This window comes from Pseudomonas libanensis (genome assembly GCF_001439685.1).
Lineage (GTDB): Bacteria > Pseudomonadota > Gammaproteobacteria > Pseudomonadales > Pseudomonadaceae > Aquipseudomonas > Aquipseudomonas libanensis.
The window spans coordinates 70931-92695 of the sequence record NZ_JYLH01000005.1; the positions used below are offsets into that span (position 1 = coordinate 70931).

20 protein-coding genes are annotated in these 21765 nt (G+C 60.7%); 6 read left to right on the forward strand and 14 right to left on the reverse strand.

What is annotated here, in order from left to right; genetic code table 11:
* Positions 1 to 3: 3 nt before the first annotated feature.
* The 4 genes from TU73_RS09630 (at position 4) to TU73_RS09645 (ending at position 7034) form a co-directional block, all read left to right on the forward strand.
* A complete protein-coding gene (locus TU73_RS09630; protein ID WP_043050008.1) occupies positions 4 to 3165 on the forward strand; it encodes an efflux RND transporter permease subunit in 3162 nt (1053 codons plus the stop codon).
* Complete coding sequence (adeC, locus tag TU73_RS09635) at positions 3162 to 4619, forward strand: AdeC/AdeK/OprM family multidrug efflux complex outer membrane factor (RefSeq protein WP_057011995.1); 1458 nt, start codon at positions 3162 to 3164, stop codon at positions 4617 to 4619. Before TU73_RS09630 ends, adeC begins: the two co-directional genes overlap by 4 nt.
* Positions 4620 to 4801: 182 nt before the next feature.
* The gene (locus tag TU73_RS09640; RefSeq protein WP_057011996.1) at positions 4802 to 6052 is read left to right on the forward strand and encodes an OprD family porin; all 1251 of its coding nucleotides are present in this window, start codon (positions 4802 to 4804) and stop codon (positions 6050 to 6052) included.
* Positions 6053 to 6134: 82 nt separating this feature from the next.
* The gene (locus tag TU73_RS09645; RefSeq protein ID WP_057012195.1) at positions 6135 to 7034 is read left to right on the forward strand and encodes a polysaccharide deacetylase family protein; all 900 of its coding nucleotides are present in this window, start codon (positions 6135 to 6137) and stop codon (positions 7032 to 7034) included.
* A 128-nt stretch (positions 7035 to 7162) separates the two neighbouring features.
* Here TU73_RS09645 and pcaC read toward each other — a convergent pair whose 3' ends face one another.
* The 11 genes from pcaC to pcaR all read right to left on the reverse strand — a co-directional run bounded on the left by pcaC (position 7163) and on the right by pcaR (position 17936).
* Complete coding sequence (gene pcaC / locus TU73_RS09650; protein ID WP_057011997.1) at positions 7163 to 7561, reverse strand: 4-carboxymuconolactone decarboxylase; 399 nt, start codon at positions 7559 to 7561, stop codon at positions 7163 to 7165.
* A gap of 10 nt (positions 7562 to 7571) precedes the next feature.
* On the reverse strand, positions 7572 to 8363 hold the full coding sequence (gene pcaD, locus TU73_RS09655; RefSeq protein WP_057011998.1) for a 3-oxoadipate enol-lactonase: 792 nt from the start codon (positions 8361 to 8363) through the stop codon (positions 7572 to 7574).
* Between the two features lie 10 nt (positions 8364 to 8373).
* Complete coding sequence (locus tag TU73_RS09660; protein WP_057011999.1) at positions 8374 to 9738, reverse strand: 3-carboxy-cis,cis-muconate cycloisomerase; 1365 nt, start codon at positions 9736 to 9738, stop codon at positions 8374 to 8376.
* Between the two features lie 10 nt (positions 9739 to 9748).
* Positions 9749 to 11044, reverse strand: a complete 1296-nt coding sequence (locus TU73_RS09665) for an MFS family transporter (RefSeq protein ID WP_032893116.1) — start codon at positions 11042 to 11044, stop codon at positions 9749 to 9751.
* Positions 11045 to 11233: 189 nt separating this feature from the next.
* A complete protein-coding gene (gene pcaG / locus TU73_RS09670) occupies positions 11234 to 11800 on the reverse strand; it encodes a protocatechuate 3,4-dioxygenase subunit alpha (protein ID WP_057012000.1) in 567 nt (188 codons plus the stop codon).
* 1 nt (position 11801) lies between these two features.
* The gene (gene pcaH, locus TU73_RS09675; RefSeq protein WP_057012001.1) at positions 11802 to 12506 is read right to left on the reverse strand and encodes a protocatechuate 3,4-dioxygenase subunit beta; all 705 of its coding nucleotides are present in this window, start codon (positions 12504 to 12506) and stop codon (positions 11802 to 11804) included.
* 14 nt (positions 12507 to 12520) lie between these two features.
* The gene (pcaF, locus tag TU73_RS09680; protein ID WP_173668905.1) at positions 12521 to 13726 is read right to left on the reverse strand and encodes a 3-oxoadipyl-CoA thiolase; all 1206 of its coding nucleotides are present in this window, start codon (positions 13724 to 13726) and stop codon (positions 12521 to 12523) included.
* The gene (locus tag TU73_RS09685) at positions 13723 to 14502 is read right to left on the reverse strand and encodes a CoA-transferase subunit beta (protein ID WP_057012003.1); all 780 of its coding nucleotides are present in this window, start codon (positions 14500 to 14502) and stop codon (positions 13723 to 13725) included. The genes pcaF and TU73_RS09685 overlap by 4 nt, the downstream gene beginning before the upstream one ends.
* On the reverse strand, positions 14502 to 15359 hold the full coding sequence (locus tag TU73_RS09690) for a CoA transferase subunit A (RefSeq protein WP_057012004.1): 858 nt from the start codon (positions 15357 to 15359) through the stop codon (positions 14502 to 14504). The genes TU73_RS09685 and TU73_RS09690 overlap by 1 nt, the downstream gene beginning before the upstream one ends.
* Before the next feature lie 248 nt (positions 15360 to 15607).
* Positions 15608 to 16948, reverse strand: a complete 1341-nt coding sequence (gene pcaK / locus TU73_RS09695; protein WP_057012005.1) for a 4-hydroxybenzoate transporter PcaK — start codon at positions 16946 to 16948, stop codon at positions 15608 to 15610.
* Between the two features lie 145 nt (positions 16949 to 17093).
* Entirely contained in the window at positions 17094 to 17936 is an 843-nt protein-coding gene (pcaR, locus tag TU73_RS09700) for a pca regulon transcriptional regulator PcaR (protein WP_043049992.1), read from the reverse strand.
* Positions 17937 to 18499: 563 nt separating this feature from the next.
* On the opposite strand from pcaR, the gene TU73_RS09705 reads away from it, so the two are divergent.
* Together TU73_RS09705 and TU73_RS09710 are read left to right on the forward strand one after the other, a co-directional pair.
* Positions 18500 to 18700, forward strand: a complete 201-nt coding sequence (locus TU73_RS09705) for a hypothetical protein (protein WP_057012006.1) — start codon at positions 18500 to 18502, stop codon at positions 18698 to 18700.
* 332 nt (positions 18701 to 19032) lie between these two features.
* Positions 19033 to 20508 carry an inorganic phosphate transporter gene (locus TU73_RS09710; protein WP_003189291.1) on the forward strand — a complete coding sequence of 492 codons (1476 nt, stop codon included), beginning with the start codon at positions 19033 to 19035 and terminating at the stop codon, positions 20506 to 20508.
* A 140-nt stretch (positions 20509 to 20648) separates the two neighbouring features.
* On the opposite strand, the gene ccoM is transcribed toward TU73_RS09710, so the two are convergent.
* From ccoM to TU73_RS09720, 3 genes are all read right to left on the reverse strand, one after another.
* The gene (ccoM, locus tag TU73_RS29480; protein ID WP_017530457.1) at positions 20649 to 20765 is read right to left on the reverse strand and encodes a cytochrome c oxidase subunit CcoM; all 117 of its coding nucleotides are present in this window, start codon (positions 20763 to 20765) and stop codon (positions 20649 to 20651) included.
* Between the two features lie 143 nt (positions 20766 to 20908).
* On the reverse strand, positions 20909 to 21067 hold the full coding sequence (locus tag TU73_RS29140; RefSeq protein ID WP_167347560.1) for a hypothetical protein: 159 nt from the start codon (positions 21065 to 21067) through the stop codon (positions 20909 to 20911).
* Positions 21068 to 21213: 146 nt separating this feature from the next.
* Positions 21214 to 21555 (reverse strand): hypothetical protein, encoded by a 342-nt coding sequence (locus TU73_RS09720; RefSeq protein ID WP_057012007.1) that lies wholly within the window; start codon positions 21553 to 21555, stop codon positions 21214 to 21216.
* Positions 21556 to 21765: the final 210 nt, after the last annotated feature.

The following is a 21765-nucleotide window of genomic DNA, read 5'->3' on the forward strand; positions in this document are numbered from 1 at the left end:
TCCATGTCGAAATTTTTTATCGACCGTCCCATTTTTGCCTGGGTAATTGCCCTGGTGATCATGCTGGTCGGGGCACTGTCGATCCTGAAGTTGCCCATCAACCAATACCCGGCCATTGCGCCAACGGCCATTGATATCCAGGTGACCTACCCAGGCGCGTCCGCACAAACCGTGCAGGACACCGTGGTACAGGTCATCGAGCAGCAGCTCAACGGTATCGACAACCTGCGTTATGTCGCCTCGGACAGTAACTCCGACGGCAGCATGACCATCACCGCGACGTTCAACCAGGGTACCAACCCGGATATCGCCCAGGTCCAGGTGCAGAACAAGCTGAACCTGGCCACCCCGCTGCTGCCGCAAGAAGTGCAGCAACAGGGTATCCGCGTGACCAAGTCGGTGAAGAACTTCCTGATGGTGATCGGTCTGGTGTCGGAAGACGGCAGCATGACCAAGGACGACTTGTCCAACTACATCGTGTCCAACATCCAGGACCCGATTTCCCGTACCTCGGGTGTAGGTGACTTTCAGGTCTTCGGTTCGCAGTACGCCATGCGTATCTGGCTCGACCCGGCCAAGCTGAACAACTACCAGCTCACCCCGGTGGATGTCAGCAACGCCATCAAGGCGCAGAACGTGCAGGTGGCCACCGGCCAACTGGGCGGCCTGCCTGCCCTGCCCGGTACCCAGCTGAACGCCACCATCATTGGCAAGACGCGCCTGCAAAGCGCTGAAGAGTTCGCCAAGATCCTGATGAAGGTGAATACCGACGGCTCCCAGGTTCGCCTGGGTGACGTCGCGCGTATCGAACTGGGCGGCCAGAACTACAGCATCAGCGCACAGTTCAACGGCAAGCCGGCCTCGGGTATGGCCATCAAGCTGGCGGCGGGTGCCAACGCACTGGACACCGGCAAGGCCATCCGCGAAACAGTGAAGTCCCTGGAGCCGTTCTTCCCGCCAGGCATGAAGGCGGTGGTGCCGTATGACACCACCCCGGTGGTGACCGAATCGATCTCCGGTGTGGTTCACACCCTGGTTGAAGCGATCGTGCTGGTGTTCCTGGTGATGTTCCTGTTCCTGCAGAACTTCCGCGCCACCATCATCACCACCATGACCGTACCGGTGGTATTGCTGGGCACCTTCGGGATCCTGGCCGCGTGCGGCTTCACCATCAATACCCTGACCATGTTCGGCATGATCCTGGCCATCGGCTTGCTGGTGGACGATGCCATCGTGGTAGTGGAAAACGTCGAACGGGTAATGGCCGAGGAACACCTGTCGCCCAAAGAAGCGACGATCAAGTCCATGGGCCAGATCCAGGGCGCCCTGGTGGGTATTGCTTTGGTACTGTCGGCGGTATTGCTGCCGATGGCGTTCTTCGGTGGTTCCACCGGGGTGATCTACCGACAGTTCTCCATCACCATTGTTTCGGCGATGGCGTTGTCGGTCATGGTTGCCCTGATCTTCACCCCGGCCTTGTGCGCCACCATGCTCAAGCCGATCGATCCGGAAAAGCACGGCCAACCCAAGCGCGGCTTCTTCGGCTGGTTCAACCGCACCTTCGACAGCGGCGTTCTCAAGTACGAGCGCGGCGTGGGCGGCATGATCAAGCACAAGATCCCGGCATTCCTGGTGTATGTGCTGATCCTGGCCGGCATGATCTGGATGTTCACCCGTATCCCGAGCGCGTTCCTGCCTGAGGAAGACCAGGGCGTGATCTTTGCCCAGGTGCAGACACCGGTCGGCTCTTCGGCTGAACGTACGCAAAAAGTCATCGATGACATGCGGGCCTTCCTGCTGCATGACAAGGAAGGCGAACCAGGCGAAGGCAAGTCCGTGAACTCGGTATTTACCGTAAACGGCTTCAACTTCGCCGGCCGTGGCCAGAGCTCGGGCCTCGCGTTTGTGATGCTCAAGCCGTGGGATGAGCGTGACTCGACCCAATCGGTATTCGAAGTCGCCAAGCGGGCCCAGGGTTATTTCTTCGGAGCCTTCAAGGACGCAATGGTATTCGCCATCGTGCCACCTTCGGTTCTTGAATTGGGTAACGCCACCGGTTTCGACGTGTTCCTGCAAGACCAGGGTGGCGTCGGCCACGACAAGCTGATGGCTGCACGTAACCAGTTCCTTGGTGCGGCGGCGCAGAGCAAGGTACTGGCAGGCGTACGTCCCAACGGTGTGAACGATGAGCCGCAATACGAGCTGACCGTCGACGACGAGAAAGCCAGCGCCCAGGGCATCAGCCTCGCCGATATCCAGCAGACCCTGGCCATTGCCCTGGGTGGCAGCTACATCAACGACTTCATCGACCGTGGTCGTGTGAAGAAGGTGTATGTGCAAGGTGACGCTGCCAGCCGTATGGCGCCGGAAGACCTGGACAAATGGTACGTGCGCAGCGAGTCCGGGAAAATGGTGCCTCTGTCGGCCATCTCGTCGGGCAAGTGGATCTATGGTTCACCGAAGCTCTCGCGATACAACGGTGTAGCGGCGATGGAAATCCTCGGTACCCCGGCGCCGGGCTACAGTACCGGTGACGCGATGGCGGAAGTCGAACGCATTGCCAAGGAACTGCCGGCCGGCATCGGCTACTCCTGGACAGGCCTGTCGTATGAAGAACGCCTGTCCGGCTCCCAGGCACCTGCGCTGTACGCACTGTCGCTGCTGGTTGTATTCCTGTGCCTGGCGGCACTGTACGAAAGCTGGTCGATCCCGATTGCGGTGATCTTGGTTGTGCCACTGGGTGTGATCGGTGCGCTGATCGCTACCAGTATGCGTGGCTTGTCCAACGACGTGTTCTTCCAGGTGGGCTTGTTGGTGACGGTGGGCTTGGCGGCGAAAAACGCCATCCTGATCGTGGAATTCGCCAAGGAACTGCATGAGCAAGGCAAAGGCATCGTCGAGGCGGCGATCGAAGCTTCGCGGATGCGTCTGCGCCCGATCATCATGACGTCCATGGCGTTCGTGCTCGGCGTACTGCCGCTGGCGATTTCCAGTGGCGCCGGCTCAGGTAGCCAACATGCAATCGGTACCGGCGTAATCGGCGGTATGATCACCGCCACCGTGCTGGCGATCTTCTGGGTGCCGCTGTTCTATGCAACCGTGTCCTCGGCTGGCGAACGCAAAAAGAAAGACACTACTGAAACTCCTAAAGAGGCTGGCCAATGAGCAAGTCGCTACTTTCCCTAGCCGTCACGGCATTCGTGCTCAGTGGCTGCTCGCTGATACCTGACTATCAGCGTCCCGATGCGCCGGTGGCCGCGCAGTTCCCGCAGGGGCCGGCGTATTCGTCGGCCCAGGCGCCGGGCCAGGCCGCTGCCGAGCAAGGCTGGAAGCAGTTTTTCCATGACCCTGCCCTGCAACAGCTGATCCAGACCGCGTTGGTGAACAACCGTGACCTGCGTGTCGCGGCCCTGAACATCGATGCCTATGCGGCGCAGTACCAGATCCAGCGTGCCGACCTGTTCCCGGCCGTGTCGGCCACCGGCAGCGGCAGCCGCCAGCGCACCCCGGCCAAGCTGTCGCAGACCGGCGAAGCAGGCATCAGCAGCCAATACTCGGCCGGCCTCGGGATCAGCTCTTACGAGCTGGACCTCTTCGGTCGCGTCCGCAGCCTGAGTGAAGAAGCGCTGCAGAAGTACTTCGCCACTGAAGAGGCGCGGCGCAGCACCCAGATCAGCCTGGTGGCCAGCGTGGCGAATGCCTACCTGACCTGGCAGGCCGACAAGGAACTGCTCAAGCTGACCCAGGACACCCTCGGTGCTTTCGAGCAGAGCTTCAAGCTCACCTCGCGCAGCAACGAAGTCGGCGTGGCCTCGGCGCTGGACCTCAGCCAGGCACGCACCTCGGTGGAAAACGCCCGGGTCCAACTGGCCCGGTATACCCGCCAAGTGGCCCAGGACGAAAACAACCTGACCCTGCTGCTGGGCACCGGCCTGCCGGCGAATATCGCCAGCAAGCCACTGTCGGATAACCTGCTCAGCGAAGTGCCTGCCGGGTTGCCATCAGACCTGCTGCAACGTCGTCCCGACATTGTGCAGGCCGAGTACAACCTCAAGGCGGCCAACGCCAATATCGGCGCGGCCCGTGCTGCGTTTTTCCCGAGCATCAGCCTGACCGCCAGCGCCGGCACCGCCAGCCCTACCCTGGGCGGCCTGTTCAAAGGCGGTTCGGGCACCTGGGCGTTCGCCCCGCAGATCAACATCCCGATCTTCAATGCCGGTAGCCTGCGCGCAAGCCTGGACTACTCGAAGATCCAGAAAGAGATCAACGTGGCCAACTACGAGAAAGCCATCCAGACCGGCTTCCAGGAAGTCTCTGACGGCCTTGCCGCACGTGCGACCTACAAGCAGCAACTGGACGCCCAACGTGGCTTCGTCGAAGCTAACCAGGACTACTACCGCCTGGCCGAGCGTCGCTACCGCATTGGTGTCGACAGCAACCTGACCTTCCTCGACGCCCAGCGCCAGCTGTTCAGTGCCCAGCAATCGCTGATCACCGACCGCCTTGCGCAGCTGAACAGCGAGGTCAACCTGTACAAGGCCCTCGGCGGTGGCTGGAACGAACAGACCGCGCAGAACGAGCCGTTGAAAGAAGAGGCACCGCCCTTGAAGTTGTTCTGATAGTGCAGGTGTGAAAAACCGCTTCCCTCACCGGAAGCGGTTTTTTTATGCCTGGATTATTACCTCGCCAACTTGCGTTCGATCATCGCCCACTACCCACCCTGCCCCGATTGAATCGCCCCCTCGCCGCCGCGCACCATGGCCGCCACCTGCATAAGCCCAATAACAACAGGTCCAACGCCATGAGCACTTTCCCACCGCGCCAGCTGTTGCTGGCGACCGCTGTCGCCAGCCTTGCCCTTCCCGCTATCGCCGAAGAACACGGCTTTCTCGAAGACGCCAGCGCCAACCTCAACCTGCGTAATTTCTTCTTCAACCGCAATTACACCAACCCGACCAAGGCCCAGGGCGGTGCGCAGGAGTGGACGCAGAGTTTCATCCTCGACGCCAAGTCCGGCTTCACCCAGGGCACCGTGGGTTTCGGCGTGGATGTGCTCGGCTTGTACTCGCTCAAGCTCGATGGCGGACGTGGCACGGGCGGCACCCAGTTGCTGCCGCTGGACCATGACGGCCGGCCGGCGGACGAATTCGGACGCCTGGGCGTGGCCTTCAAGGCGCGGTTTTCCAAGACTGAGCTGAAGGTCGGCGAATGGATGCCGGTGCTGCCGATCCTGCGTTCCGACGATGGCCGCTCGCTGCCGCAAACCCTGCGTGGCGGGCAAATCACCTCGAAGGAAATCGACGGGCTGACCCTGTATGGCGGCCAGTTCCGCGCCAACAGCCCGCGTGATGACAGCAGCATGAGCGACATGTCGATGTTCGGCAAAACCGCCTTCACCTCCGACCGCTTCAACTTCCAGGGCGGCGAATATGCGTTCAACGACAAGCGCACCCAGGTTGGAGTGTGGAACGCCCAGCTCAAGGACATCTATAGCCAGCAGTTCTTCAACCTGCTTCACAGTCAGCCCGTCGGCAACTGGACCCTCGGCGCCAACCTGGGGTTCTTCTACGGCAAGGACGACGGCAGCGCCCGCGCAGGCAGCCTGGACAACAAAACCTGGTCAGGTCTGTTCTCGGCCAGGTATGGCGGCAACACCTTTTATGTCGGCCTGCAAAAACTCACCGGCGACAGTGCCTGGATGCGCGTCAACGGCACCAGTGGCGGCACCCTCGCCAATGACAGCTATAACTCGAGTTACGACAACGCCGAGGAAAAGTCCTGGCAGGTGCGCCACGACTACAACTTCGCCGCTCTCGGCATACCCGGCCTGACGCTGATGAACCGTTATATCAGCGGCAGCAACGTACACACCGGCACCATCACCGACGGCAAGGAATGGGGCCGCGAGAGTGAGGTCGGCTATACGGTGCAGAGCGGCGCACTGAAGAATTTCAATGTGCGCTGGCGCAATTCGAGCATGCGCCGGGACTACAGCAACAATGAGTTTAATGAAAACCGGTTGATCGTCAGCTATCCGATAAGTCTGCTGTGAACCGGCGCCGTACTTACTGTATGGTGCGCGCCTGCCGCTGCTGATCCCCCCAGCAGCGGCCTTGATCGAGCCTGCGTACCTGATGAAATCCTTTGCCGCAGCGAGCGTATTGTTTGCCCTGGCCCTGAGCCTGAGCGGCTGCATCAGCGCGCCCATTGCCCTGACACCGGCAACCCAGCAACGCTTGCAAGCCCAGGCTCCTATCCGCTTCCTGCTGACCTTCGACGATGGCCCAAGCGCCTCGGGCTACAACAACCCGAGCCGTTCGGTAGTGGCCGACCTGGCCAATAACCCGGTGTTACCGGGGATCAAGGCGGTGTTCTTCCTGCAGACCGAAGCCGCTCGCTCCGGCGGCAGTTCCCGGGGCCGCAAGACCATGGAGCGTGAATTCGCCGCCGGTCATATCCTGGCCTTCCACACCGCCACCGCGTTCCACACCAATCACCGCTGGCTGAACGATGCCACGCTTGAACACACCCTTGCCGAAGGGGCCACGGACATTGCTGCCATTACGGGCAAGCCCCCCGTGCTGGTACGCCCGCCCTTCTGGAACTACGACAAGCGCACCTTCGCCGCCTACCAACGCCACGGCATGCAGGTACTGCTGACGGACTTGAGTGCCAATGACGGCAAGATCTGGGGCTTTAACGCCAGCCCGCGCCGTCGGGCCAACCTGTATCGACAATTGTCGGTGGTGCGCGAACGTATTGCCTTGGGTGAGCTACCGACGGTGGATGGCGTCATCCCCGTGGTGGTGACCTTCCATGACATCAACCGCTACACCGCCCGGCATATGCAGGAATACTTGCAGATCCTGATGGACAGCGCCCGAATCAACGGTTTGAAGACCGCTGTCGAGCCGTTCTACACCGACACTGCCATGCTGCAACGAGCCGCCCTGGCCCGCACGGTCAAGGGTGAGAACGAGCTGGTGCACCTGCCGGGGGTGTGGAATTGGGTGTGGGATGCTGATTCCCACTGATACCTTAAACCTGTGACGATCCCCTGTGGGAGCTGGCTTGCCTGCGATGCAGACAACACGGTCCCCAGTCAGACCTCGTCGCTGCAATCGCAGGCAAGCCAGCTCCCACATTTGATCGCCTTTCACATTCAGTCTTGTTGGCGAGACTCCACACCCAACTCATCCCACACTGACTCCGCCAGGTGAAACATCGCATTCGCCGCCGGGATCCCGCAATAGATCGCACTTTGCATCAGCACTTCCTTGATCTCGGCACGGGTCACGCCATTACTGGCGGCCGCACGCAAATGCAGTTTCAGTTCTTCACTGCGGTTCATGCCGATCAGCATCGCGATGGTGATCAGGCTGCGGGTATGCCGAGGCAGGCCGGGGCGGGTCCAGATGTCACCCCAGGCGTGGCGGGTGATCATTTCCTGGAACTCGCTGTTGAACTCGGTGAGGGCATTGAGGCTACGGTCGACATGGGCATCGCCCAGTACTTCGCGGCGCACCTGCAGGCCCTCGGCGTAACGTTGTTTCTCGTCCACAAATAGCTCCTCAGCGGGCCAGCAAAAATTCGATCACCCGGTCGCTGAACGCAGCACCGGCCTGAACGTTGGACAGGTGCGCCGCATAGAACTCGGCATACTCGGCACCCTGCACATGGTTCTGGATAAAGTGGCCGCCGGCTGGCGGCGTCACCGCGTCTTCGGTGCCGGCAATCACCAGGGTCGGCACCTTGATCGACGCCAGTTGCTCACGAAAATCCGCATCGCGCACGGCGCCGCAGTTGGCGGCATAACCCTCGGGCGACGTGGCCGCGAGCATGTCGGTGATCTGCTTGGCCTGGTGCGGGTTGGCGGCGGCGAAATCCGCGGTGAACCAGCGCGCAATCGACGCATCGCGCAGCGCCACCATCGCGGCTGCGCCATCACGCAGGACCATTTCGATACGCGGGTTCCACACCTCGGGCGTGCCGATCTTGGCCGCGGTATTACACACCACCAGGCGTTGCAGGCGCTCGCCGGCGTGAATGCCCAGCCATTGTCCAATCAAGCCGCCCATGGACAGCCCGCAAAAATGCGCCTTCTGGATATCCAGCGCATCCAGCAGTGCGATCACGTCGGCGCCCAGTTGCTCGATGCTGTAGGGCCCGTCGGTCACCAGGGATTGGCCGTGGCCACGAGTGTCGAATCGCAGCACACGAAAATGCTCGGTGAAGGCCGGGATCTGGATATCCCACATATGCAGGTCGGTACCCAGGGAATTGGACAGCACCAATACCGGTGCGTCGGCGGGCCCCTCGAGTTGGTAATGCAGTTCGCCCTCGGCGAGTTGTACAAAAGCCACAGCGGTCTCCTCAGGCAGTCAAAGCGAAATGTTCGGTCACCGCGCGCGTGACCCAGGTAGACGCCTGGCCCAGGTAGTGGGCCGGGTCGAGCAGGCGGTCCAGTTCAGCCGCTGACAGCTCGGCAGTGACGTGCGGCTCATCCGCCAGTACCGCGCGCAAGTGGCGCTGCTCGGCGACCGCACGTTTGCAGCACTGCTCCAGCAGACGGTGCGCAGTGTCGCGGCCCACGCGTTGGGCGAGCACGGTACTCACCGCTTCGGCCAGCACCAGGCCCTGGGTCAGATCGAGGTTCTGTGCCATGCGTTCGGCATTCACCTCCAGCCCTTCACTGACCAGAATTGCCTGGTGCAAGGCACCGGACACCAAGCGGCAAATCTCCGGCAAGGTTTCCCATTCGGCATGCCACAACCCCAGGCTGCGTTCGTGCTCTTGAGGCATAGCGCTGAACATCGTTGCCACCAGGCCTGGTACGCGGGTGGCCGCGCTGATCAGCACCGCAGCGCCCACCGGATTGCGCTTGTGCGGCATGGTGGACGAGCCACCCTTGCCCGGCGCCGAAGGCTCGAACACCTCCGCCGCTTCGGTCTGCATCAACAGGCTGATATCGCGGCCCAACTTGCCGAGGCTGCCGGCGATCAGGCCGAGCAGGCTGGCAAACTCCACCAGGCGATCACGCTGGGTGTGCCAGGGTTGCTCCGGCAAGCCCAGTTGCAACTCGGCCGCCAAGGCCTCAGCCACAGGCATGGCGTATTCGCCGAGGGCCGCCAAAGTGCCCGACGCGCCGCCAAATTGCAGCACCAACAAGCGAGGTTTCAATTCGGCCAGGCGCTGGCGACTGCGCGTCACCGCGCCCAGCCAACCGGCGATTTTCATCCCCAGGGTGACCGGCGTCGCGTGTTGCAACCAGGTGCGCCCGGCCAACGGCACGGTGGCGTAATGCTGAGCCTGGGCGGCCAACAGCTCCCCCAAGCGAGCCAGGTCGGCCTCGATCAATTCCACCCCACGGCGCAGTTGCAGCACCAGGCCGGTGTCCATCACATCCTGACTGGTTGCGCCCAGGTGTACATAACGCTCGGCGTCGGCGTCCTCACTGGCGATCAACTTGCCCAACGCCTTCACCAATGGAATCGCTGAGTTGCCCGCCGTGACAATCGCGCGGCCAAGGGCATCCACGTCATACAGCGACGCCAGGCACGCCTGGGCAATCGGTGCGACAGCGGCCTGGGGAATCAACCCGACCCGGGCCTGCGCCCGGGCCAGTGCGGCTTCGAAATCCAGCATGCCCTGCAGGCGCCCCTGGTCACAGAACACTTCGGCCATGCTGCCGGCGGTGAAGTAAGCGTCGAACAGTTGATTGCTCGTGCGCAGCGTCATAACTCATCCCTTACAGATCGTGATGCAGGTACGCCGCCTGTTTCGGCAAGCGCAAGCTGAACAGGAAGGCCACCGCCATCATCGCGGTGACGTACCAATAAAAGGTGTTTTCCATGCCGATGGATTTGAGGCTCAGCGCGACCACTTCTGCCGAACCGCCAAACACCGCGTTCGCCACGGCATAGGCCAGGCCCACACCCAAGGCACGTACCTGGGGCGGGAACATCTCGGCTTTGACCAGGCCGCTGATGGAGGTGTAGAAGCTGACAATCGCCAACGCCAGGGTAATCAGCACAAAGGCCAGGAACGGGCTGGTCACGGTTTTCAAGGTCAGCAGGATCGGCACGGTGAACAGGGTGCCAAGGCCGGCAAACCAGAGCATGGAATTGCGGCGGCCGATCTTGTCGGCCAGCATGCCGAACAGCGGCTGCATGCACATGTACAGAAACAGCGCGCCGGTCATGATGTAGCTGGACGTCTTGGCGTGCATGCCGACAGTGTTCACCAGGTACTTCTGCATGTAGGTGGTGAAGGTATAGAAAATCAGCGAGCCACCGGCGGTGTAGCCCAGCACCGTAATGAAGGCTTTGCCGTGGTCGCGAAACAGCGCGACGATACTGCCGGCGTCCTTGTCTTCGCGCATTTCCTTGCTGGTGGTTTCTTTCAGGGTGCGCCGCAGCAGCAGGGAGATCACCGCAGCAATGGCACCGATCACGAACGGGATGCGCCAGCCCCAGGCACGCAGTTCTTCTTCGGTGAGGATCTGTTGCAGGATCACCACCACCAATACCGCCAGCAACTGGCCGCCGATCAGGGTCACGTATTGGAACGAGGCAAAGAAACCGCGCTGGCCCTTGAGCGCGACTTCACTCATGTAGGTCGCCGTGGTGCCGTATTCGCCTCCCACCGACAAACCCTGGAACAGCCGCGCCACCAACAGCAACGCAGGGGCCCAGGCACCGATGTCGTTGTAAGTGGGCAGGAAGGCGATGACCAGGGAGCCGCCGCACATCATCAGCACCGAGATCATCATCGAGTTCTTGCGCCCGTGCTTGTCGGCCACCCGGCCAAACAGCCAGCCACCGATGGGCCGCATCAGGAACCCGGCGGCAAACACGCCGGCGGTGTTGAGCAGTTGCACCGTGGGGTCGTCCGAGGGGAAAAACGCCGGGGCGAAATAGATAGCGCAGAAGGCGTAGACGTAAAAGTCGAACCATTCGACAAGGTTGCCGGATGAGGCACCGACAATCGCAAAAATCCGTTTGCTGCGTTCTTCTCCGGTGTAGTGGCTGGTTTTTGTTGTCATGTTTTTTCACTCAGTGGGAACGGTTATAGCCTAGACATACTTTGCAACAACCCTGTTCCGCAAGCAGACTTTTGGATAGGTGGAGCCTGAGAGGGCCTCATCGCGGGCAAGCCCGGCTCCCACATTTTGTGTTGTGAACACATTCAAAGGTGGGAGCTGGCTTGCCTGCGATGGGGCCCTAGAGCCCACTCAATAGTCGAAGAACACCGTTTCCTTATCTGCGCCCTGCAAAATCACATTCCACTGATAAACCCCTGCCGCATCCGTCTTGGCAATCAATGTGCCATGACGTTCTGCCGGCACACACGCCAGCAACGGGTCATCGCCATTCAACGCCTCACCGTCAAAATAAATCCGCGTCAACAAGTGCTTCACCAACCCACGGGCAAACACCAGCACCACCAAGTGCGGCGCCTGGGTGGTGCCCTTGAGCCCCGGCACGCTGCCCGGCTTGATGGTGGTAAAGCGGAAACGCCCTTCGGCATCCACCGGCACGCGGCCAAAGCCTTCGAAGTTCGGGTCTAGCGCTTTGTCCTGCTCGTCTTCGGGGTGGGCATATTTGCCGGCGGCATTGGCCTGCCAGACTTCCAGCATGGCGTCGTTGACGACATCACCGTTACCGTCCACCACTTGCCCGCTGATTGCCACGCGCTCGCCAAGGGTGGCGGTGACAGTCAGGTCTTCACGGTTCAGCCAGGTCAGACCGATGTGGTAATACGGCCCGACGGTGTGGGACGTGGTCGCGTTGAGTGTCATCTCATTTCTCCATCGGCGTGGCGTCGCGGCCGCGCAGGACGATGTCCCAGCGGTAGCCGAGGGCATAGGAAGGAATGGTTTTTTCCAGGTCGAATCGCGCGATCAGGCGCTCCTTGGCACTGGTATCCGGCACGCAGTTGTAGATCGGGTCGTATTCCAGCAACGGATCGCCCGGGAAATACATTTGCGTCACCAACCGCGTCAGCACACTGGGGCCGAACAGCGAAAAGTGAATATGCGCCGGGCGCCAGGCGTTGTGGTGGTTGCCCCAGGGGTAGGCACCGGGCTTGATGGTCTGGAACTGGTACCAGCCATCGGCGTCGGTGACAGTACGCCCGGTGCCGGTAAAGTTCGGGTCCAGCGGTGCGTCGTGCAGGTCGCGCTTGTGGTTGTAGCGACCGGCGGCGTTGGCCTGCCAGATCTCCACAAGGATGCCCGGCACCGGCAGGCCGTTCTCATCGAGTACCCGGCCATGAATGATGATGCGCTCGCCTTGGGGCTCGCCTTCATGCTGGGCCGTCAGGTCGTTGTCCTTGTCATTGATACGCTCGGCGCCGATGGTCGGGCCAGTGATTTCCGACAAGGAATGGGGCAGGAACACCAATGGCTGGGACGGCGAACGCAGGTTCGTCGACTGGTAGGCCGGGTGCAGGTAATCAGGTTGGGTGCCCGCGCGCGGGCGCCGGTAACCGGGCTTGTCACTCATGGAGCAATCCTCTCTTATTGGACGCGTTCAATCGCCAGGGCCAGCCCTTGGCCGACACCCACGCACATGGTCGCCAAGCCTTTGCGGCCACCGGTTTTTTCCAACTGGTGCAGGGCCGTCAGGACCAGCCGCGCACCGCTCATGCCCAGGGGGTGGCCGAGGGCAATGGCGCCACCGTTCGGGTTGACCTGGGGGGCATCGTCGGCAAGCCCCAGCTCGCGCAACACCGCCAGACCTTGGCTGGCGAAGGCTTCGTTGAGTTCGATCACGTCAAAGTCAGTGACCGCCAACCCCAGGCGCTCCACCAGCTTGCGCACCGCCGGCACCGGGCCGATGCCCATCACACGCGGGGCGACACCGGCACTGGCCATGCCCAGCACGCGGGCGCGGGCGGTGAGGCCGTGTTTCTTTACTGCTTCGGCAGACGCGAGGATCAATGCCGCAGCGCCGTCGTTCACGCCCGAAGCATTGCCGGCAGTGACGGTCTTGTCCGGGCCGTTGACCGGCTTGAGCTTGGCCAGGGCTTCCAGGTGCGTGTCCCGTGGATGCTCATCGTGCTCCACCACCGTTTCACCTTTTTTATGGGCGACCCGCACCGGCACGATTTCCTCGGCGAAGAAGCCGGCAGCTTGCGCGGCGGCAGTGCGCTGCTGGCTGCGCAGGGCGAAAGCGTCCTGGTCGGCGCGGGAAACCTGGTAGTCGTCGGCGACATTGTCGGCGGTCTGTGGCATGGCATCCACGCCGTACTGGGCCTTCATCAGCGGGTTGATAAAGCGCCAACCGATGGTGGTGTCCTCCAGCTTCATGTTGCGCGAAAACGCCGCATCAGCCTTGCCCATCACGAACGGAGCACGGGACATCGACTCGACGCCACCGGCAATCGCCAGCTCCATTTCGCCGCTGGCGATGGCGCGGAAAGCCGTGCCGATGGCATCCATGCCCGAGGCGCACAGACGATTGAGGGTCACGCCTGGAACGCTGTCCGGCAGCCCCGCCAGCAACAGTGCCATGCGCGCCACATTGCGGTTGTCTTCGCCGGCTTGGTTGGCGCAGCCGAGGAACACCTCGTCCACTGCGTTCCAGTCCACCGAGGGGTTGCGCTCGATCAGCGCCTTGATCGGCAGCGCCGCCAGGTCATCGGTGCGTACAGTCGACAAGCCGCCACCAAAACGGCCGATAGGCGTGCGAATGGCATCGCAGATAAATACGTCGCGCATCAGGCTTCTCCCGGCGCTTGGCCGTGGGCCGCGGCGGTGCGTGCTTCGAGATCACGCAGGGCGGTCAGTTCTGTCTCGGTGGGCTCAGCAGTGACGCTGACCTGTTCGGCAAAGCGAATCGCCCAGCCGGTGGCGGCCACTACCTGTTCACGGGTCACGCCGGGGTGCAACGCGGTGACCACGAATTCATGGCTGCCCTCCTCCGGTTCCATGATGCACAGGTCGGTAATGATGCCTACGGGTCCTGCGCCGGGCAGGCCAAGACGCTTGCGTGAGTCGCCGCCTTCGCCGTGACCGACAGAGGTGACGAAGTCCAGCTTGTCGACAAACGAACGGGACGATTGCTTAAGGATGATCAGCACGCTCTTGGCCGAACCGGCGATCTCCGGCGCGCCACCGGCACCGGGCAAACGCACCTTGGGCTGGTGATAGTCACCGACCACGGTGGTGTTGATATTGCCGAAACGGTCGACCTGGGCCGCGCCGAGAAAGCCGACGTCAATGCGCCCGCCCTGCAGCCAATAGCGAAAGATCTCACCGGTGGGCACCACGGTGTCGGCGGTCTCCGCCAACTCGCCATCGCCGATGGACAGCGGCAGCACGCTGGGCTTGGCCCCAATCGGGCCGGACTCGTAGATCAGCACCACGTCGGGCGACGAAGTCAGGCGCGCCAGGTTGGCGGCCTTGGACGGCAGACCAATACCGACGAAGCACACCGAGCCGTTCTGTAGGCGGCGTGCAGCGGCGACAGTCATCATTTCATTGGTGGAGTAAGCCATTACTTGGCCTCCTGCGCGGTAGCCAGCTTGGCCTGGAATTCATTGAAATCGGCGGTGCCGTGGATGTATTCGTCGATCCAGGCGCTAAAGGTTTCACGGTCGCGGGCAATCGGATCCCACGCCTGGTAGAAACGGTTATCGCGCTCGTTGTAGCCGTGGGCGTAGGACGGATGTGCACCTCCGGGTACGTGGCACACCGCCGTCAGCGCCCAGGTCGGCAACACGCAGCTGTTCATCGGCGCATTCAGGTCATCGACGATTTCCTCGACGGTGACGATGCAGCGCTTGGCCGCAAGGGCCGCTTCCTTCTGCACACCGAGAATGCCCCAGAGCAGCACGTTGCCCTTGCGGTCGGCTTTCTGTGCGTGGATCACGGTGATGTCCGGACGTACCGACGGTACCGCCGCCAGCACTTCGCCAGTGAACGGGCAGGTAACGGTCTTGATCAGTGGATTGACCTTGGGCAAGTCAGAACCGGCGTAGGCACGCAGCACCGCGAACGGTAGACCCGATGCCCCGGCGACGTAGGCATTGGCCAGGTCGGCGTGGCTGTGTTCTTCAATCTCCAAAGGCTGCGGCCATTGCTTCTCGACCGCGTCGCGCAGGCGATGCAGGGAGCCCACACCCGGGTTGCCGCCCCAGGAAAAAATCAACTTGCGCGCACAGCCGGCACCGATCAACTGGTCGTAAATCAGGTCAGGGGTCATACGTACCAGTGTCAGGTCTTTCTTGCCCTGACGAATGATTTCATGACCTGCGGCCGTGGGGATCAGGTGGGTAAAGCCTTCGAGCGCGACGGTATCGCCGTCGTTCACGAAGCGCTTGACCGCATCACGCAGGGTGAGGATTTCAGCCATGGGGTTGGGCTCCCGGTGTTGATCGAAAAAGGCGCTGAGGGGGGCGCCGAAGTGCTTGAAGGTTAAGCCGGGGATAGAGGCCAAACAATCCGATAATCGACTCAGTGTTCGATTATCGAACCGATTGTTGCTTAACTAACATCTGCAAGAACACGGTCAATGTGGGAGCTGGCTTGCCTGCGATGATGCCAGTGGATTCAGCACCGCTATCGCAGGCAAGCCAGCTCCCACAGGAATAGTGATCGGTTTCAGGTCGCATCGGCATGGCTGACCATGCCTTTGATCAACACCGCGGTCGTGGCCAACGCCGCCGGAATCACCAGTGCCGTAAGCACCTGCTCGAAACTCCAACCCAGGCCCAGCAAGGTGGCGCCCATCCATGCGCCCAAAATTGCGCCGAAGCGGCCAATGCCAAGCATCCACGACACACCAGTGGCACGCCCTTGGGTTGGGTAGAACCGTGCGGCCAGGGACGGCATCGCCGATTGCGCACCGTTGACGCACATCCCGGCGATCAGCACGAGGGTCGCCAGTAGCGTGATATTGCCCAGGCTCTGCCCGACCGCGTAGGCAAACACTCCGGCCAACAGATAGAAGGTACCGATCACTTTGTGCGGGTTGAACCGGTCCATCGCCCAGCCCACGCCCACTGCACTCAACACCCCGCCAAACTGGAACAACGCGCCGATAAACGCGGCCTGTTCCATGCTGGCGCCGCTGTCGCGCATCAACGTGGGCAGCCAACTGGTCAGCAGGTACACAATCACCAGGCCCATGAAGTAAGTGAGCCACAACAGCAAGGTGCCGACGCTGTAGGTGCCCGAGAAGATCACCGCGAACACATTGCGGGCCTTGACGGTTTTTTGCTCCGGCACGCTGAAAGCGCTGGCTTGGGCCACGATACCGGGCTCGATGGGCGCAAGGGTTTTGCGCACCTTGTCGGTGCCGCGATTGCGTACCACCAGGTAACGCGCCGATTCCGGCAACCACAGCAACAGCACCAGCGCCAGGATCAATGGCAGGATGCCGCCGATCAGCAACAGACTGTGCCAGCCGAAGGCCGGAATCAGCTTGGCCGAAATAAACCCACCGCCAGCCATGCCCAGGTTGAAGCCGCAGAACATGCTGGTCACCAGCAACGACTTATGGCGCTCGGGGGTGTATTCGGAGAGCAAGGTAGTGGCATTCGGCATGCCGGCGCCCAGACCCAGCCCGGTGAGAAAGCGCAGCACCAGCAACTGATCGACATTACTGCTGTAGGCAGATGCCAAGCTGAAAGCTCCAAACACCACCACCGCGCCTACCAACACGACTTTACGACCAAAGCGGTCGGCCAGCGGGCCGGAACCCAATGCGCCGAACACCATGCCGATCAACGCGGCGCTCATCACCGGGCCGAGGCTGGCGCGGTCGATGCCCCAGTCCTGGGACAGTGCCGGTGCGATAAAGCCCATGGCCGCCGTATCGAGGCCGTCAAGAAAGACAATCAGGAAACATAGAATGACCACGCGCCACTGATAGCGTGACAGTGGCTGAGTATTGATGAAGGACTGCACGTCCAGGGTGGTACCGACAGAAGGCTGATTCATTATTTTTATTCCACACCGATGGCGGGCTGACGACCTCAGGTCATCATTATTATTGGGCAGCTCCTCAGAGCGCTGCCGCACATTAATAAGCCAGGGGAAACACCGTCAATCGAGCCAACCGGGATCTGTGCGGTCACCGAACAGCTTAGGCAAACAACTGCGCACTCAACTCGCGGCTGGCGCTGAGCATGCTCGGCAAAAAGCGCTGTTCCAACTCACTGCGGCTGACTCGTCCGGCATGGGTGCTGACATTGAGCGCGGCCAGTACCTGGCCAGATGCGTCATACACCGGTACGGCAATAGAACGCAGGCCTTGCTCCAGTTCCTGATCGACAATGCACCAGCCTTGCTGACGGACCTGTTGCAGGCATTCGAACAGGGCCTCAGGCGTGGTCAAGGTACGGCTGGTCTTGGTTTGCAGGTCGGCATGCTGGAGATAGTCCTGCAACGAAGCATCGTCGAGGGCGGCCAACAGGATGCGGCCCATGGACGTGCAATACGCCGGCAAGCGCCCACCCACCGACAAATCAACGGAAATCAGCCGCTGGGTAGTGGCCGAGCGGGCGATATAGAGGATGTCGTCGCCTTCGAGAGTGGCCATGTTGCAGGCTTCATGCAGCTGCTCGCTCATGCGGTCCAGATAGGGTTGGGCCGACACGGCCAACGGTGTGGACGACAGATAGGCATGACCGAGGGTCAGAACCTTGGGCAGTAACGAGTAAGTGCGCCCATCCGTGGTCGCGTAGCCAAGCTTGATCAAGGTATGCAGGCAGCGACGCACGGCGGCCCGAGGGATTTCGGTGCGATGGCTGATCTGGGCGATGGTCAGGTGCCGCTTGCGCTCCTGGAACGCCTGCACCACGGCCAGGCCACGGGCCAGGGAGGTCATGAAATCCGGATCACCGGTGAAGGCCTGGATGCGCTTGGCCGGTGAAGCCACGATCGGCGGCGCCACTGATGCAAAGGAGTTGCGCAATTGATCGTTCATTTCAGGGATCCTTTCTCTTGTTTTCACCACGGGGAGGTTGGCCGCCATTACAAGCCGTGCCGGTCGCGATGCACAAGACAGCGCCGGCAACATTGGGCGATTATCGGACGATCATGCGATTATCGCAATTTGACCAGCGCTGGCGCGAACCCCGTGGTCAACGTTCCAGATTTGCCTGATAAACCTGAAAAATGTGGGCGTTTACCCTGCTATTTAGAATGAACCTAGAAATCCGAATGACGGCGTTCACACATACTGGCACCCACATGTAATAAAACTCTCACACAGCGTTGACGCTTTTTAACTTCGTAGTGATAGTGTTATTCAAATGCGCCGCTATAATGCAACCTGTGCAGAGGTCAGCCCGGTACCACTATCGGAATTGGAGCTCGCCAGGCGCTGCGGGATGTATGCAGCGTCGGTCACAATACCCGCTTAAAAGAACTGCCCTCAGGTCTGCGTTCCAAGTTAAACAGTTCGACTGTTCAACCTGAAACCATCCGAGGACGACTTTCAGGCATGACACTGTGCAATCAATAAACTTAACTCAATTAGGTAATACTGTGACGAAAGATGAACTGCGCGCGGAACTTGAGCGCCAGGAGCAACGTTACAAGGACGTCTACGGCGGGGAAGTCACCACCTACGCCGCGCAACCTGAGCCAGAACGCAAGCCATGGCGCAAGCGAGCCAATCTGCTCGACCAAGCCTTTGCCCAGGAAATCCAAAAGATAGAACAGGAACTCAAGACGCAAGAGCCATAAGCACTTGCGTTCGAGCTTCCAGGGTCTGCTGTCTCTGCCGGTCCACCACTGGCAGAGGGCTCCATGGCGCAACGCCCGCTGGTCAGTAACCTACAGCCGCCAACGAAATTTCATACAAATGTTTCAGGCATGACATTTTCATGACCAATGCCGGTCTTTTCCGGCCTGAGCTTTATAAATCAAAGACTTGCCAAAGCCCCGGAAACCCTGGGATGCGTCCGTCCTGGCAGCGGTTTTTCAATGAAGATTGTTACCGATGAGCAGCTAATGCATCGATTACCGATGTTTTCTGGCATAATCGCGCCCCCTTACGACCGGGTCAGAAAACCTTCATGATCGATTTATTCAGCGGACTGGATGCTTGGGTTCTAGTGAGCCTGTTGCTCGCCCTGGCCTTTGTCCTCGCCTTCGAGTTCATCAATGGCTTTCATGACACCGCTAACGCGGTGGCCACAGTCATCTATACCAAAGCCATGCCGCCACACCTGGCCGTGTTCTTCTCCGGGGTATTCAATTTCCTCGGCGTATTGCTCGGCGGTGTCGGAGTCGCCTACGCCATCGTGCATTTGCTGCCGGTAGAGTTGCTGATCAATGTGAATACCGGCCACGGCTTGGCGATGGTCTTCTCTTTATTGGCTGCGGCGATCACCTGGAACCTGGGCACCTGGTACTTCGGTATCCCCGCCTCCAGCTCCCATACCCTGATCGGCTCGATCCTCGGTGTCGGCCTGGCCAATGCCCTGATCAACGACATCCCCCTGGCTGACGGTGTGAACTGGCAAAAAGCCGTGGATATCGGCGCGTCCCTGGTGTTCTCGCCGATGGCCGGCTTCCTGGTCGCAGCCCTGGTGCTGATCGGCCTGAAGTGGTGGCGCCCGCTGTCGAAGATGCACAAGACTCCGGACCAGCGCCGCAAGCTCGACGACAAGAAACACCCGCCGTTCTGGAACCGCCTGGTCCTGGTGATTTCGGCCATGGCCGTCAGCTTCGTGCACGGCTCCAACGATGGCCAGAAAGGCATCGGCCTGATCATGCTGGTGCTGATCGGTATCGTGCCGGCGCAGTTCGTCCTTGACCTGGGCAGCACCACTTACCAGATCGAGCGTACCCGCGACGCGACCCTGCACCTGAACCAGTTCTACCAGCGCAACCATGAGACCCTGGGCGAGTTCCTGGCCCTGGGTAAAAGCGTGAAGGATGACCTGCCGGGCAAGTTCCGCTGCAACCCGCAGCAGACCGAACCGACGATCAATGCGCTGCTGGGTACCTTGAAAGGCGTTTCGGACTACCACTCGCTGACTGCCGACCACCGCATTGAAGTACGTCGCTACCTGCTCTGCCTGGACGACACTGCGAAGAAAGTCGGCAAGCTGCCAGGCCTGGATTCCCGTGAGAAGTCCGACCTCGACAAGCTGCGCAAAGACCTGACCGCTACTACCGAGTACGCCCCGTTCTGGGTGATCCTCGCGGTCGCACTGGCCCTGGGCCTGGGCACCATGGTGGGTTGGAAGCGCGTGGTACTGACCATCGGCGAGAAGATCGGCAAGCAGGGCATGACCTATGCCCAGGGCATGTCGGCCCAGATCACCACCGCCACCATGATCGGCTTCGCGAATATCTTCGCCCTGCCGGTGTCCACCACCCATGTGCTGTCCTCGGGCGTGGCGGGCACCATGGTTGCCAACAAGAGCGGCCTGCAAGGCGGCACCGTCAAGACCATCCTGATGGCCTGGGTATTGACCCTGCCGGCCACCGTTGGCCTCTCGGCCGGGTTGTTCTGGTTGGCGTCCAAGGCATTGGGCAACTGATAGCCAGCCGGCCATAAAAAAGGTGCGATCCGCGAGGGTCGCACCTTTTTTTATATTCGCGGTTAGAGAAAAGCAGAATAAAAAAAAGGGCGACCGAAGTCGCCCAAAATGCCTTGCGTGCTCATGTAATCCGGAAAAACCTAAGGTTTTTTACGCTTGTTCGCGTCTTTCCAGATAAAAAATCCAAACCCTACAAAAAACAGCACCATGAGGCTTACAGTCAGCACTCCGGCAAAAACCACATTATCGATAAACATGACCGGCCTCCTGCACTTGCCCTGTTGCGATAGGGCTAAGTTAATGGAGAAGGCGCGGTGGGAAATTGATCAGGATCAATGTCGCCCGTAACGGGGCGTAAAGAAGGGTAATAACTGACCTGCATCAATGGATGCAGGCTGTTTCAACGCTTTTTCGGTTTGTTTTTCGACTTCTTCTTGGTTTTTCCCAAGGGCATGGCTTGTTCAAACGCTTGGCGCACTTCATTCAAGCGCTTGTCATTGAGGTCGTGTACACGCTTGGCGCGTTCTGCATTCAGGTCAATCAGCTTATCGTCACTCATGGCTTGGCTTACGTCGTGGCGGGAATGCCCCAATAATGCGGCCTGCCCCGCCCGACGGCAAATCAGCGGGCGACAAAATGCAGGGCATCGACCAAAATCGGCACCTTCCACGAGCGGCTGATGACGGCCCTGGTTGAACTGAGCGACTAAACCTCGATATCCACCCACAAGCCCTGGCGCGGCGCGTCTTCGATCAGCGGCGCCACGGGAACGGTGTTGTCCGCATTGAGCAGGTCGCCGGGAATGGGCAAGTGCTGCTGCGCCTCATCGTCCGCTTCGCGCCGGCGTTTCTGCTGCTCTTGCTGGCGGCGTTGTTCTTCGCGCAGCAAAAAGGTCGATTGCTCGGCATCGCCCTTCTTCAGGTCGATGGTGCTCTCGTTGGAGCCCGGTTGAACGGGTACCACCGGCGGAATATCCGGCTTCTGGCGTGCCGGATCGAGTTGCGACGTGACCGGCACAACACTGACGGGCAGCATGGGTGGAAGCATGATAGTTATTCTCCTGATCAACAGGCTGTCGGCGGGTGGCAAGGCGACTTGAGCACCGGCGTGCCAAGCTGTGACCCAGTCGACACTCGCAAGTGCCCGCCATCCGTCGATTCAACTCCCGGCGCACCTCACAAACCGCGTAGTTTTTGTCAGAGTCCTTGGGCGCAGGGGCTTGTTCCGTTAAGATAGTCGGCTTTTTCACGGCGGGAG